We start from the raw sequence: 14,089 nt of genomic DNA, 5'->3' as shown, positions 1-14,089 counted from the left end.
CGTACGGGGTCACTTCGCGTCGCATGAGCGGGCACTGTGTTGATAATTCGCTCGCAAGCTCGCTCATCCGGCCACCTGCACCGTCGTCGTCGCGCCCCAGATCGCGAGGCTGAGGAAGAAGTCCAGCACGCTGACCGCCACGATCGCGGTCCGCACCCCGCGTCCGACGGCGACCCCCACCCCCGCCGGGCCGCCGCTCGCGCGGAAGCCGTAATAGCAGTGGGCGAGCACGATCACGACGCTAAACACCAGCACCTTGCCGAACGACCAGAGCACGTCACCCGGTGGCAGGAACAACAGGAAGTAGTGGTCGTAGGTGCCCGCGGACTGGCCGTAGAACCAGACGGTGATCTGACGTGACGCGAGATACGAGGTCAGCAGGCCGATCGCGTACAACGGGATGACCGCGAGGAACCCCGCGATGATCCGGGTGGTCACCAGGTACGGGACGCTGGGGATCCCCATCACCTCGAGCGCGTCGATCTCCTCGGAGATCCGCATCGCGCCCAGCTGCGCGGTGAAGCCGCAGCCCACGGTGGCGGACAGTGCGAGGCCCGCGACGAGGGGGGCGATCTCGCGGGTGTTGAAGTACGCGGAGACGAACCCGGCGAACGCCGACGTGCCGACCTGGTTGAGCGCCGAGTACCCCTGGAGCCCGACGACCGTGCCGGTGAACACGGTCATCCCGATCATCACACCGATCGTGCCGCCGATGACCGCGAGCGCTCCGCTGCCGAAGCTGACCTCGGCCAGCAGACGAGTGATCTCGCGGAGGTAGCGGTGCAGCGCGCGCGGCACCCAGGCGAGTGCCTTGAGGAAGAAGAGGATCTGGTCGCCGAGCGTGTCCAGGAAACCGAACCGCCGGTCCACGGCTTCGCGGACCCGTGCCGCGCGTGTGCGTGAAGTCGTCGTGACCATCAGCTGCCCTTCGCCGGGACGAGCTGCAGGTAAAGCGTCGTCAGCACCAGGTTCAACAGGAACAGGAGCAGGAATGTGATCACCACGGATTGGTTCACCGCGTCACCGACGCCTTTCGGGCCGCCTTTCGGATTGAGCCCGCGATAGGACGCGACGATCGCGGCGACGAAACCGAAGATGACCGCCTTGATCTCGCTGATCCAGAGATCCGGCAGCTGTGCGAGCGCGGAGAAACTGGCCAGATACGCACCCGGTGTCCCATTCTGCATGATGACGTTGAAGAAATAGCCGCCGAGGACGCCGACCACGCTGACCATTCCATTGAGGAATGCGGCGACCCCCATCGCGGCGAGCACCCTCGGCACGATCAGGCGCTGGATCGGGGAGACCCCGAGCACCTCCATCGCGTCGATCTCCTCGCGGATCGTGCGGGAACCGAGGTCCGCGCACATCGCCGACCCGCCGGCGCCCGCGATCAGCAGCGCGGTCACGATCGGGCTCGCCTGCTGGATGATCGCGAGCACGCTGGCCGCGCCGGTGAAGGACTGCGCGCCGATCTGCGCGGTCAGCGACCCGATGTGCAGCGCGATCACCGCGCCGAACGGGATCGCGACGAGCGCCGTCGGCAGGATCGACACGCTCGCGATGAACCAGAACTGCTGGATCAGTTCGCGCGCCTGGAACGGCCGCCGGAAGGTCAGGCGGACGACGTCGAGGCCGAGTGAGTACAGCCTGCCGGTCTCCCGGAGCGCACCCGCACCGGGAAATGAGGGTGCGTTAGTACGGACGCCCACGCCGACCCTCCAGTTTTCCGGGCACGGCGAATACACCCCAGGTTGCGCAATTCCTTTGCTCCGAATGGCGGAACGGAATCGTAGAATAGGGTCAACGGGGTGTTACCGTGCGGTTTCCTACTGGTCGGTACGCTAATCACGTGCCTGCTTGGTGACAAGAACTTCGGTGTGATCAAGACATCACGTCCTGGTAACCGGTGAATTCTTGTTCTTTTATGACAAAGGCCAGCGGGACTCTTGTCGGTTCTTTCGTGTTCGGTGGCGAGACAGCCGTTCGGGGAAGGTGGCACGCGGGGGCGCAGTACGTGATGGCCCCCTTCATGTACCTAGGCGCAAGGAAGGGGGCCTTCATGTACTTCAGGCGAGCAGGACACTGGAACGCCGCACGTCCCGGCGTGCGCACCCCTGGACGCCGTATCGCCGGTGGCCTGCCGCCGGTAAGGGTGCGGATGCCATGAAAGGTCCTTTCCTTGCGAAATTTGCAAGGAAAGGACCTTTCATGGCATGGGGGAGGGGCCGTCTCAGCGGGCCAGCTCAGCCACCAGTTCGTACGACCGCAGCCGGTCCGCCTGGTCGTGCACCATGGTCGTGATCATCAGCTCGTTCGCGCCCGTGTCGGCCAGCAGTGCCTCGAGTCCCTTGTGGACCGTCTCGGGCGACCCGATGATGCTGCTCGAAGCCCGGTCCTCGATGAACACGCGCTCGATGTCGGTGTACGGGTAGGCCGCGGCCTCTTCCGGCGTCGGCAGCGGGATGGGGCGCCCCTTGCGCAGGCTGAGGAACGTCAGACCGCTCGGAGCGGCCAGGTACTGGGCCCGCTCGTCGGTCTCGGCGGCCACCACGGACACGCCCAGCATCACGTACGGCTCGTCCAGGACGTCCGACGGTTTGAACGAGTCGCGGTAGAGCGCCACGGCGGGCAGCGTGTTCTCGGCGCTGAAGTGGTGCGCGAACGAGAACGGCAGGCCCAGTTCGCCCGCCATCCGCGCGCTGAAGCCGCTCGACCCGAGCAGCCACACCGGCGGCTTGTTGCCCTCGGCGGTCACGGCGTTGACCGCGCGTTGGTCGGAGTGCTCGAAGTAGGCGAGCAGCTCCGCGAACTGCTGCGGGAAGTTCTCCGCGGTGAGCCCGCCGGGGCCGCGCAGTGCCAGCGCGGTCCGCTGGTCGGTGCCGGGGGCGCGGCCGATGCCGAGGTCGATCCGCCCGGGGTGGAACGCCTCCAGGGTGCCGAACTGCTCGGCCACCACCAGCGGCGCGTGGTTCGGCAGCATGACCCCGCCGGAGCCGACCCGGATGCGTTCGGTGGCGGCCGCGACCTGGCCGATCATCACCGCGGTCGCGGAGCTCGCGATACCGGGCATGTTGTGGTGCTCGGCCAGCCAGTAGCGGTGATAGCCGAGTGCCTCGGTCCGGCGGGCGAGGTCGAGGGTGTTGAGCAGCGAGTCGCGCACGCCGCCTCCAGCCACGACGGGCGAGAGGTCGAGCACGGACAGCGGGATGTCAGGCAGAGAGGTCACGCATGGGTACAACGCGCCCGGCCCTCGATCCCTTCCCGTGACTCCGCACACCTGTCAAGCGATCGAAATTAACCGACGCGGTGTACCCGGTACCCGGCGGACTTCGACCGTTTCCAAGGTACGGTTGCCCGCGAATACGGCAGGGTAAAACCACTGAAAAGAAAGGATTAAGGGTGCCGCGTCCGGAGCGACCTTTGGACCCCGGGGACGATCCGTTGCTGGAGTTCGCCGCCGATCTCCGGCGATTGCGGGAGAAAGCCGGAAACCCGACGTACCGCGAGCTGGGCAGGCGTGCCCACTACTCCGCGGGCACCCTGTCCGAAGCCGCCGGCGGGAAGAAGATGCCCAGCTTGGCGGTGACGTTGGCCTACGTCCGGGCGTGCGAGGGGCCCGAGGTGGAGTGGGAGGCCCGCTGGCACGACGTGACCGAGCGGACGCGCCGTGGAGTCAGCGATTCACCGGTTGCCCCGGCTAAGGGGGAATCGGCGCCTTATATCGGCTTGACCGCATTCGGGCCCGCCGACGCGAGCCGATTCTTCGGCCGCGAACGACTTGTCGAAAAACTCGTCACCCGGCTATCGAGACAACGATTCCTGGCGGTTCTGGGCGCTTCTGGTTCCGGTAAGTCGTCTTTGCTCCGGGCGGGTCTGTCGCCCGCCGTCGCCGAGGACTCCGTCACGCTGCTGATGACCCCCGGCTCGCGTCCGCTGCAGGAGTGCGCCGTCCAGTTCGGCGCCGCGCTCGGGCTCGCGCCCGGTGGTCTGCTCGCCGAGTTCACCGAGCATCCGCGCAACCTCGGTCTCGCCGCCCGTCAGCTGGTCGCCGACCGCGATGGCGACGTCGTGCTGGTCGTCGACCAGTTCGAAGAGGTCTTCACGCTCTGCCAGGACGCCGATGAGCGGGAGGCCTTCCTGTCCGCGCTCGCCACCGCGACGACGGAACCGGAGAGCCGGACCAGGGTCGTCCTCGGCATCCGCACCGACTTCTACACGCACTGCGCGCGGCATCCCGAGCTGGTCGAGGCCATGCAGGACGCCCAGATCCTCGTCGGCCCGATGAATACCGAGGAGCTGAGGCAGGCCATCTCGCGGCCGGCGATCGACGCCGGGTACCGGGTCGAGAACGCGCTGGTCTCCCGCCTCGTCGCCGACGCGACCGGACAGCCCGGTGTGCTGCCGCTGCTCTCGCACGCGTTGCTGGAGACCTGGCGCCGCCGCCACGGCAACACCCTCACCCTCACCGGCTACGAATCCACCGGCGGCATCGAACGCTCGGTCGCGCAGACCTCCGAGCGCACCTTCACCGCGCTGAGCGAACGTCAGCAGCGCCTGGCGAACCAGATCTTCCTGCGGATGACCGCGCTCGGCGAAGGCACCGAGGACACCAAGCGCCGCATCACCCGCGACGAGGTGGACGCCGACGATCCCGACGTCGCCGTCGTGCTGGACAGGCTGGCGTCGTCACGGCTGGTCACCCTCGACGACAACGGCATCGAGATCGCGCACGAGGCGCTGATCCGCGGCTGGCCGCGCCTGCGCGAGTGGCTCGCCGAGGATCGCGAGGGCCTGCGCGTGCACCGCCAGCTCACCGAGGCCACCGACGCCTGGGAATCGGTCGGCCGCGACGAGGGCTGGCTCTACCGCGGTGCGCGGCTGGCCATCGCCATGGAATGGGCGGCCGAGCACGAAAGCGCTCTCTCCCGGCGCGAACGCCGGTTCCTCGACGCCAGCGTGGCCATCGAGAACCACGAGCAGGCCATCGCGCGGCGCCGCACCCGGCGGCTGCGCCAGCTGGTCGCGCTCCTGGCCGTGCTGCTGGTGCTGGCGACGGCCGCGATGGTGTACGCCGTCCGCGCCGAGCAGACCGCGACCAGCCAGCGCAACAGCGCGCTCGCGCAGAAGGTCGCCGGACAGGCCATCGCGATGCGGCCGACGAATCCGGCGCTGGCCGCGCAGCTCGCGCTGGCGGCCTACCGCGTCGATCCCAGTGTGGACACCCGCGGCAGCGTGCTCGGGATGCTCGAGTCGCCGTACTCGACCCGCGTCGCCGGACACGGCAACCGGGTCAATTCCGCCGCCCTGCGCGGTGACGGTCAGGTGCTGCTGACCGGGAGCTGGGACCGGACGGCCAAGCTGTGGTCGGTCGGGGATCCCCATCGTCCGGTCGAACTGGCCACGCTGTCCGGGCACACCGCCAACGTCAATTCGGTGGCGTTCAGCGGTGACGGTGGCGCCGTCGCGACGGCGGGCTGGGACAAGACCGCGCGCCTGTGGAACGTCACCGATCCGGCGAAACCCGGACCGGGGGTGGTGGTCGGGGACCATCCGAGCCGGGTCAACGCGGTCGCGTTCAGCCCGGTGGCGGCGGTGCTCGCCACCGCGGACGGCGACGGCACGGTCCGCCTGTTCGACGTCCGGGACCTCGCGAAGCCGGTCCTCGTGGCCACCCTTCCCGGGCACACCGGCAACATCAACGGCCTCGCATACGCGCCCGACGGACGGACGCTCGCCTCGACCGGCGCCGACAAGACCGTGCGGCTGTGGGACGTCGCCGAACCGCTCAAGGCCAGGCCACTCGGGGTGGCGACCGGGCACACCGGGATCGTCCACGCCGCCGCGTTCAGCCCGGACGGCCGCCTGCTCGCCACCGCGGGCGCGGACCAGACGTCGCGCCTGTGGAACATCGCCGACCCGATGGCGCCGCAGCCGCTGGGGACGATGGCCGCGCACAAGAGCATCGTGCGGTCCGTGGCGTTCAATCCCGACGGGACGGAGCTGGCCACGACCGGTTTCGACCGCAACGTGCGGCTGTGGGACGTCGCCGATCCGCAGAAGCCACGCGAGAAACTGCCGCTCGCCGGGCACACCGCCGCCGTGGTCTGGTCGGTGTTCTCCCGCGACGGCCGCACGCTGGTGACCGCGAGCGACGATCAGACGGTGCGGCTGTGGGATCTGCCGGGGCCCGCGATCAGCGGTCCGGCGAGGTCGGCTTGCCGGGCGGTGTTCAGCGCCGACGGGAAACTGCTGGCCACGGGCAGCCAGGACGGTGTGGTGCGCTTGGTCGACGTCTCCGACAAGCGGAATCCGCGCGAGCTGAGCAAGGTCACGGGTTTCGGCCAAGGGGTCTGCGGTCTCGCGTTCAGCCCCGACGGCCGGGCGCTCGCCGCCGGCGCCTGGGACCACACGATGCGGCTGATCGACGTCAGTGATCCGCGTAAACCGGTCGACGCCGGTGTCTTCGACCGGCCGGAGGACGAGATCGACCCGGTCGCGTTCGGTCCGGACGGCCGGACGCTCGCGACCGCGGGCACCGGGCACACGGTGAAACTGTGGGACGTGGCCGACATCCGGCGACCCGTCGCACTCGCCACGCTCACCGGACACGAGGACGACGTCCATTCGCTCGCGTTCGGCCCGGACGGCCGCACCCTGCTGAGCGGCGGCTGGGATCACACCGCGAGGCTGTGGGACATCTCCGTCGTGAAGGCGCCGAAGCAGCTTTCGGTGCTGAAGGGACATTCCGACACGGTGTTCTCGGTGGCCTACAGCCCCGACGGCAAACGCGTCGCCACCGGCAGCGCCGACCGCACCGCGCGGATCTGGGATGTGCGGGACCCGGCGGCTCCTCGCGAGGCCGCGTTGCTGACCGGGCACACCGACAACGTCATCTCGGTGTCGTTCAGCCTGGACCTGAAAACCTTCGCGACCGGCAGCTACGACCGGTCCGTGCGACTATGGGATGTCTCCGATCCCGGGGTCGTCCGCGAATCGGCGATCCTGACCGACGATGTCGACCGGGTCAACGCGGTCACGTTCGCACCGGACGGGCACACTCTCGCGGGCTCCGTCGCCGATGGGAGCGTGCGGCTGTGGGAAACCAGCCCCGAACAGGCCGCCGAACGCATCTGCGCGACCGTCCACCCGCGGATCACACCCGCGGAGTGGGAGCAGCACCTGCCGGGGCTCGACTACCGGCCGCCGTGCCCGTGACCACCGCGAATTCGTTGTTCGGCGTTGTTGTTCGGTGGCGACGCCGTGACACCGAACAACGAATTGGCGCTAGAAATACCCCTGGACGTGCGATGCGTCCCCACATCGTTCACTCACCGGGGGTCTGAAGGGCTCCTTCAGGACATTCACCAGTGCCCTGAAGGAGCCCTTCAGCTTTTCACGCCCGCCCCGACCTGCGTTTCGTCCTCTGAATGCGGTACTTGCACGCGCAACTACCGCATTCAGAGGACGAAACGCGGGGGATCAGGCCGCCGGGATCCAGTCGGGGTTCGAGGCGAGCACCGTCAGTTGCTGGGTGGCTCGGGTCAGCGCCACGTACAGCACGCGACGTCCGGTGGTCGACTCCGTGATGAGGTCGTTCGGCTCCACCAGCACGACGGCGTCGTACTCGAGGCCCTTGGAGTCGAGGCTGCCGACGACCTTGAGCCGCTCGTCGAGGAGTTCGGCGAGCCAGCCCTCGACCTCGGGCACCCGGTCCATGGCGGTGATCACGCCGACGGTGCCTTCGACGGCACCCAGGAGTTCCTTCACCGCGGCCTGCGTCGCCGCCTCCAGCCCGGCGGCCTCGACCGGCCGGACCTCCGGCGTGATGCCGGTCTGCCGCACCGCGCGCGGAAGCTCGTCGGCCTCCGCGTGCCCGGCGACGACCTTCGCGGCCAGGTCGAAGATCTCCGCCGAGTTCCGGTAGTTGGTGCGCAGGGTGAACCGGCGCCGCGTCGTCTTGAGGCCGAAAGCCTGATCGCGCGCCATCGCCGCCTCGGCCGGATCCGGCCACGAGCTCTGCACCGGGTCGCCGACCACGGTCCAGCTCGCGTACTTGCCGCGCCGTCCGACCATCCGCCACTGCATCGGCGACAGGTCCTGCGACTCGTCGACGACCACATGCGAGTACTCGTCGTAATGCTGGGGCCGGGTCGGGGCGCCGCCACGTTCCGGGTTGACCTCGATGCTCTGCCTGCCCTTGCGCCGCTTCGGCGGCTCACCGAGCAGGACGCGCAGCTCGTCGAGGAGCGCGACGTCCGCGATGGTCCAGCCGCGCGAACGGTCGGCGAAGTCGGCCGCGAGCATGCTGATTTCGGAGCGGTTGAGCAAGCCCTTCGCCGCGGCGGCGAGCCGCTTCTCCTCGCCGAGCCACCGCAGGATCTGCGCCGGGTACAGGGTCGGCCACCAGACCACCAGGAACCGGTGGAACTCGATGCGCTCACCGAGTTCGGTGATCAGCTCGGCCTTGTCGATCTGACGGCCGTCGTCCTTCGCGTGCTGGTCGGCCTTCGCGGCGAGCGCGTCGAGCAGCAGTTCGGCGGCGCGTATCCGCGACCGGTTCGGCGGACCGCCCGCGGTGTGCACCTTGCGGCGCACCTTGTCGAGTTCGCGCGCGTTCAGCCGCAGCACCTCGCCGCGGTAGACGATCTTCATGTCCTCGGGCGCGTCTTCCGGCGTGTCCCGCAGCGCGCGCAGCAGGATTTTGCGCATCCGCAGCGACCCCTTGATCGCCGCCAACGGGGCCGGGTCCTGACGGGTCGCTTCGAGGCCGTCGAGGACCTCGCCGAGCGCCCGCAGTTCGACGTTCGTCTCACCCATCGACGGCAGCACCCGCGAGATGTAGCTGGTGAACACCCCGGACGGGCCGATCACCAGCACGCCCGCGCCGCCGAGCTGGCGGCGGTGGCGGTAGAGCAGGTACGCCGCGCGGTGCAGTGCGACCGCGGTCTTGCCGGTGCCGGGACCGCCGGTGATCTCCGTGACCCCGCGCCACGGCGCCCGGATGACCTCGTCCTGCTCCTTCTGGATGGTCGCGACGATGTCGCGCATCTTCTCGCCACGCGAGCGTCCGAGCGCGGCCATCAGCGCGCCTTCGCCGACGATCTGCATGTTTTCAGGGACCGCGTCGGCGATCAGGACGTCATCGTCGACGTCGAGCACGTTCTGCCCGGAGCACCGGATCACCCGGCGCCGGACGACGTCCATCGGCTCCTCGGCGGTCGCCTGGTAGAACGCCGCCGCCGCGGGCGCGCGCCAGTCGGTGACGAGGTTGTCGAACTCGGCGTCGCGGATGCCGAGACGGCCGACGTAGATGTGGTCGTGGTCGAGATGGTCGAGCCTGCCGAACACCAGGCCCTCGTACTCCGCGTCGAGGGTCTGGAGGGTCTGGTTGGCGTGATAGACCATCATGTCGCGCTCGAACAGCATCGACGCCTGTTCGAAGATGGCTTCACGACCCGCGCCATGGCCGATCTCATAGCCCTTGGTACGCATGGCCTCAGCCTGGGCACGCAATTCGGCGAGCCGGGTGTAGACCCTGTCCACATGGGCTTGCTCGATGGCGATCTCGGCCCGTCTGACCCGAGGTTCGGACACGCAACGCTCCTAAACGCTTCTATCGCCTCCGAGGGCGAAGGACGACTCTACGCGAGGTGAGCGGCGGGTTCACCAAGTCCCGTCCAACGTTCGCGGCGGATGCCGTTGAGGCACGATGCTCCAATGACCAGGATCGTGGCGGGGACCGCGGGCGGCAGGCGGTTGAAGGTCCCTCCGAAGGGCACGAGACCCACGTCGGAACGCGTACGCGAAGCGCTGTTCAACGCGTTGGAGGTCGCCGGTGAGCTGCAAGGGACCCAGGTCCTCGACCTTTACGCCGGTTCGGGCGCGCTCGGGCTGGAGGCGCTGTCGCGCGGCGCGGCGGGCGCGTTGTTCGTCGAGTCCGACCGCCGCGCGGTCGAAGTGCTCAAGGGAAACGTCGCCGCGCTCGGGCTCGGCGGCACGGTCCGGGCCGGGGCCGTCGAGTCCGTCGTCGCCGCACCGGCGCCGGAAACCTTCGACGTCGTCCTCGCGGATCCGCCGTACGCCGTGGATTCCACCCGCCTGGGGGAGGTCATGGCCGCGCTCGCGGCGGGCCGGTGGGTCACCGGCGGCGCGCTGGTGGTGATCGAACGGGCGGCGCGGGACGGCGAACCGGACTGGCCGCCGGGCTTCGAGCCGACGCGGACGAAGCGCTACGGCGACACCGCCCTCTACTGGGCGGAATATCAGGTGTGAGACGGCGCACGGATCAACGCGCAGGGGCCCCTGCTCCTTGGTAGCGTCCGCGCATGCGGCGTGCGGTCTGTTCCGGGTCCTACGATCCGGCCACCAATGGACATCTCGACATCATCGAACGGGCGGCCAAGCTCTTCGACGAGGTCGTCGTCGCGGTGGGGGTGAACAAGAGCAAGAAGGGCCTGTTCACCGTCGAGGAACGGATGGACATGCTGCGCGAGATCACCGCGAAGCTGCCGAACGTGCGCGTCGACTCCTGGCAAGGTCTCCTGGTCGACTACTGCCGCGAGAACGACATCGTCGCCGTCGCGAAAGGGCTGCGCTCGGTCAGCGACTTCGACTACGAACTCCAGATGGCGCAGATGAACCGCGAGCTGACCGGGCTCGAGACGCTGCTGATGGCGAACAACCCGGCGTACGGGTTCGTGTCCAGCTCCCTGGTCAAGGAGGTCGCCGCGCTCGGCGGCGACATCGAGCACCTGGTCCCGCCGATAGTGTTCAAACGGCTCATGGAGAAGTACTCCGAACGAGGTTGACCCGAACGGCCGAAGTCCATGGTCGGTAGGCGGTGAAGAGTTCATCTCGGCGCCTTCTGGTGAATACACGATCGGGTTACGGTCCGAAAATGACCAACAAACGATCGCGGATCGCCGCCGCGCTGCTCGTTCTGCTTGTCACGTTCTTCGGCGGGCTGAGTGCCGCGCAGGCCACGGCCGCCCCCGTCTCGATCCAGCAGAACCCTTGTGGGGATCTCACCGGGTTCAAGCACGTGTCGCTCTCGTCGCTTCCCGCCGAGGCGACGACGACCTACAACCTCATCCAGAAGGGTGGCCCGTTCCCGTACCCGGACAAGGACGGCACGGTCTTCTCCAACCGCGAGAACCTCCTTCCGAAGTGCGCGTCGGGCTACTACCGCGAATACACGGTCCCGACCCCGGGCTCGCCCGACCGCGGTGCGCGCCGCATCGTCACCGGCAACGCCGGCGAGCACTTCTACACCGCCGACCACTACAAGACGTTCTCCGTGATCGACGCCGCCGGGACGCCGTCGCCGTCCTGCGGTGACACCTCGAAGCTGGCGAAGATCGGCTACTCGACGCTGTCGTCCGCGGCGAAGTCCGTGGTGAACTCCGCGCGCGGCGGCGCGACCGGCACGGTCTACGAGAACCGCGAAGGTGTGCTGCCGTCGTGCGCCGCCGGGTACTACCAGCTGTTCCCGGTGGGCACGAACGACCGCGTGATCTCCGGCAAGGGCGGCGAGATCATCTACACGCCGGACCGCTACGCGACCTTCAAGCTGGTGAACCTCAACGGCTGACGCGTCCGTGCAACGTTCCGTGCCTCCCCGTCCGTGAGATACACCGGAACACGGACGAGGAGGCACGATGTGGTCTAGGGACGATGCGAGCTTCAGGGAGTTCGCCAGGGACAAGGCGCTACCGCTGAGACGGACGGCGTACTTGCTCTGCGGCGACTGGCATCTCGCGGAGGACCTGGTCCAACTCGCGCTCATCAAACTCCACCGGGTCTGGCCGAAGGTCAGCCGGAAGGGGCCAGTCGACAACTACACGAGGCAGATCCTGTTGCGCTGCTGGCTCGACGAGCGGCGGCGACCGTGGCGGCACAGAGAGAACCGCGACGGCGTCGTCCCCGAAGAGCCCGCCGCCCCGGCCGACGCCGGGATCTCGGATCCGCTGCTTCGCGCCCTCGCCGAGGTTCCACCGAAACAGCGTGCCGCCGTCGTGCTGCGCTATTGCGCCGATCTCCCGGTCGCGGAGGTCGCCGTCGCGCTGCGCTGTTCGGAAGGGACGGTCAGGAGCCAGGCCGCGCGAGGACTCGACGCCCTCCGCGCGGCCATGCAGAGACAGCACGACGAGGCTGTCTCCGGGAGGAGCGTGTGATGGACGAACTCGAACACAGGCTGCGCGGGATCAAGCTGGCCGAGCCCCCGCTCGGCTTCGACCCGGACGAAGTCGCCGAGACCGCGGCGAAGAAGTCACGGAACCGGCGGGCGATGGCGTCGGCGGGGGCCGCGACGCTGGCGGTGATCGTGGCGGCGGTGGTGTTCGTGGCGCCGGGAGACGGCGTGGTGCCGCCCGCCGTCGCCCCCGCCTCGTCGGCGCTCCCGCCCCAGATACGGCCGGACGAGAACACGCCGCGAGTGGACCTGACCGCCCAGAAGGCCCGCAACCTCGAGCATCTGAAGAAGGCGGTCACGGCCCTTCTGCCCGGCGCGACCGATCTCACGTTCGGCCGGTTCGAGCAGGACTACCCGGACGAGTGGGATCTGATGACCGCGAGCGTGCGCTACCGGGACGCCTCGAAGGTGGAACGAGGATTCAACGTGACGCTCACCGGCGTGGTCTCCACCAAGAATGGCTACTCCGCGAGGACAGCCTGCCCCGGAGGTCGCGTGGTCACGTTGCCGGACGGGAAACCCCTGCGCTGCGAAGTGCTGCCGCAGGCGGGCGGGGCGCGGGTCGTGATCCTGGAAAAGGGCGATCCCGGAGCGGACCTGAAGGGATCGACCGTGAAATCGATCACCGGCCGTGACGCGATCGCGTTCCTGAGCGACGGCACCGCGGTCACCGTGACGGACCTCGGAGCACTGAACAGCCCCCGCGGGCCGTCGCTGACCGACCAGCAGTTGCTGACGCTCGTCCTGGATCCGGAGCTGACCCTTCGGTGATCATGGCGCGCGGTACCGGGCGGGACACGCCCGGTACCGCGCGCTTTCACCCCTTACGGCGGCGATGAGGGCAAACTGATTCAGGGAATGTGGGGATCGCTGTAGCAGTAGGTAGGGAGTGGGCCGTGTACCGGGTTTTCGAGGCGCTCGACGAGCTCGTCACCATCGTGGAGGAAGCCCGCGGCGTGCCGATGACCTCCAGTTGCGTCGTGCCACGCGGGGACACCCTCGAACTGCTCGACGACATCCGAGACGCCCTGCCGGGTGAAGTGGACGACGCGCAGGACGTCCTCGACAAGCGCGACCAGCTGATCCAGACCGCCCGCACCGAGGCCGCGGAGACGATTTCCACGGCGAACACCGAGGCGGACCGCACGGTCGCCGAGGCACAGGCCGAAGCCGAGCGCATCCTCGCCGACGCCCGCGCCCGCGCCGAGCAGATGATGAGCGACGCGCACGGCGAGGCCGAGCGCATGGTCGCCGCCGGACAGGCCGAGTTCCAGAGCCTCACCGACCGCTCGCGAGCCGAGTCGGAGCGGATGATCCAGGCAGGCCGCGACGCCTACGAGCGCGCCATCGAGGACGGCCGCGCCGAACAGGCCCGGCTCGTCTCGCAGACCGAGGTCGTCCAGGCCGCGCACGGCGAGGCGGCCCGCATCGTCGACGAGGCGCACGTAGAGGCCGACAAACAGCGGACCGACTGCGACGCCTACGTCGACGGCAAGCTGGCCGAGTTCTCGGAACTGCTCGCGACCACGCTGCGGACGGTCGACTCCGGGCGCAACCACCTGCGGTCCCCGATCAACCTGCCGGGCAACAGCCGGACCTCGCTGTACGACTACCAGTCCTAGCCGAGGGGTCTGGCGCCCCAGGCGCTGAGCGCGACTGTGTGGAAACAGGGACATTCAACGTCCCTATTTCCACACAGTCCCGCACGACCGGACCGATCGGACCGATCGGACCAGGGGGGACCTGAGGCCGACCGGGCTTCAGCGTCCACAGGGACATCTTCCAGACGATTTGGTGTCTCTCTATGTACGGTTCTGCGTGGGGTCGTGGGGGGGGGGTTGGGGTGGGGGCCGAACCGCCCACCCACCCCCCCCCCACGGACGCCACAGGCTCCCC

11 protein-coding genes are annotated in these 14,089 nt (G+C 68.8%); 7 read left to right on the top strand and 4 right to left on the bottom strand.

Features of this window, described 5'->3' with window-relative positions:
• Positions 1-63 precede the first annotated feature (63 nt).
• From ACZ54P_RS09145 to ACZ54P_RS09135, 3 genes are all read right to left on the bottom strand, one after another.
• Positions 64-918, bottom strand: a complete 855-nt coding sequence (locus ACZ54P_RS09145) for an MlaE family ABC transporter permease (protein WP_465461000.1) — start codon at positions 916-918, stop codon at positions 64-66.
• Positions 918-1,712 carry an MlaE family ABC transporter permease gene (locus ACZ54P_RS09140; protein WP_037311541.1) on the bottom strand — a complete coding sequence of 265 codons (795 nt, stop codon included), beginning with the start codon at positions 1,710-1,712 and terminating at the stop codon, positions 918-920. The genes ACZ54P_RS09145 and ACZ54P_RS09140 overlap by 1 nt, the downstream gene beginning before the upstream one ends.
• Before the next feature lie 521 nt (positions 1,713-2,233).
• Positions 2,234-3,229 carry an LLM class flavin-dependent oxidoreductase gene (locus ACZ54P_RS09135; RefSeq protein WP_465460999.1) on the bottom strand — a complete coding sequence of 332 codons (996 nt, stop codon included), beginning with the start codon at positions 3,227-3,229 and terminating at the stop codon, positions 2,234-2,236.
• 173 nt (positions 3,230-3,402) lie between these two features.
• On the opposite strand from ACZ54P_RS09135, the gene ACZ54P_RS09130 reads away from it, so the two are divergent.
• Positions 3,403-7,218, top strand: a complete 3,816-nt coding sequence (locus ACZ54P_RS09130) for an nSTAND1 domain-containing NTPase (RefSeq protein ID WP_465460998.1) — start codon at positions 3,403-3,405, stop codon at positions 7,216-7,218.
• Positions 7,219-7,482: 264 nt separating this feature from the next.
• Here the strand turns inward: ACZ54P_RS09130 and ACZ54P_RS09125 are convergent, their stop codons facing one another.
• Entirely contained in the window at positions 7,483-9,597 is a 2,115-nt protein-coding gene (locus ACZ54P_RS09125) for a HelD family protein (protein ID WP_465460997.1), read from the bottom strand.
• Between the two features lie 123 nt (positions 9,598-9,720).
• Between ACZ54P_RS09125 and rsmD the strand changes: the two genes are divergently transcribed.
• The 6 genes from rsmD (at position 9,721) to ACZ54P_RS09095 (ending at position 13,815) form a co-directional block, all read left to right on the top strand.
• Positions 9,721-10,275: a 16S rRNA (guanine(966)-N(2))-methyltransferase RsmD gene (gene rsmD, locus ACZ54P_RS09120; protein WP_465460996.1), complete on the top strand. Its 555-nt coding sequence runs from the start codon at positions 9,721-9,723 to the stop codon at positions 10,273-10,275.
• Positions 10,276-10,328: 53 nt separating this feature from the next.
• Positions 10,329-10,811 carry a pantetheine-phosphate adenylyltransferase gene (gene coaD, locus ACZ54P_RS09115; RefSeq protein WP_037311447.1) on the top strand — a complete coding sequence of 161 codons (483 nt, stop codon included), beginning with the start codon at positions 10,329-10,331 and terminating at the stop codon, positions 10,809-10,811.
• A gap of 89 nt (positions 10,812-10,900) precedes the next feature.
• Complete coding sequence (locus ACZ54P_RS09110) at positions 10,901-11,593, top strand: ribonuclease domain-containing protein (RefSeq protein ID WP_465460995.1); 693 nt, start codon at positions 10,901-10,903, stop codon at positions 11,591-11,593.
• Positions 11,594-11,660: 67 nt separating this feature from the next.
• On the top strand, positions 11,661-12,176 hold the full coding sequence (locus ACZ54P_RS09105) for a SigE family RNA polymerase sigma factor (RefSeq protein ID WP_465460994.1): 516 nt from the start codon (positions 11,661-11,663) through the stop codon (positions 12,174-12,176).
• Positions 12,176-12,964: a hypothetical protein gene (locus ACZ54P_RS09100; RefSeq protein WP_465460993.1), complete on the top strand. Its 789-nt coding sequence runs from the start codon at positions 12,176-12,178 to the stop codon at positions 12,962-12,964. The genes ACZ54P_RS09105 and ACZ54P_RS09100 overlap by 1 nt, the downstream gene beginning before the upstream one ends.
• A gap of 125 nt (positions 12,965-13,089) precedes the next feature.
• On the top strand, positions 13,090-13,815 hold the full coding sequence (locus ACZ54P_RS09095; protein ID WP_465460992.1) for a DivIVA domain-containing protein: 726 nt from the start codon (positions 13,090-13,092) through the stop codon (positions 13,813-13,815).
• Positions 13,816-14,089: the final 274 nt, after the last annotated feature.

The sequence above is a fragment of the Amycolatopsis sp. NPDC034160 genome (assembly GCF_055575355.1).
Note: the sequence above shows the minus strand (reverse complement) of the source record. Positions and strands in the feature narration are given on the sequence as shown.

Bases quoted from the DNA above. Each gene is read 5' to 3' on its own strand.
- ACZ54P_RS09100 (WP_465460993.1), top strand. From the start codon at position 12,176: ATGGACGAACTCGAACACAGGCTGCGCGGGATCAAGCTGGCCGAGCCC.
- ACZ54P_RS09145 (WP_465461000.1), bottom strand. From the start codon at position 918: ATGGTCACGACGACTTCACGCACACGCGCGGCACGGGTCCGCGAAGCC.
- rsmD (WP_465460996.1), top strand. From the start codon at position 9,721: ATGACCAGGATCGTGGCGGGGACCGCGGGCGGCAGGCGGTTGAAGGTC.
- ACZ54P_RS09110 (WP_465460995.1), top strand. From the start codon at position 10,901: ATGACCAACAAACGATCGCGGATCGCCGCCGCGCTGCTCGTTCTGCTT.
- ACZ54P_RS09105 (WP_465460994.1), top strand. From the start codon at position 11,661: ATGTGGTCTAGGGACGATGCGAGCTTCAGGGAGTTCGCCAGGGACAAG.
- coaD (WP_037311447.1), top strand. From the start codon at position 10,329: ATGCGGCGTGCGGTCTGTTCCGGGTCCTACGATCCGGCCACCAATGGA.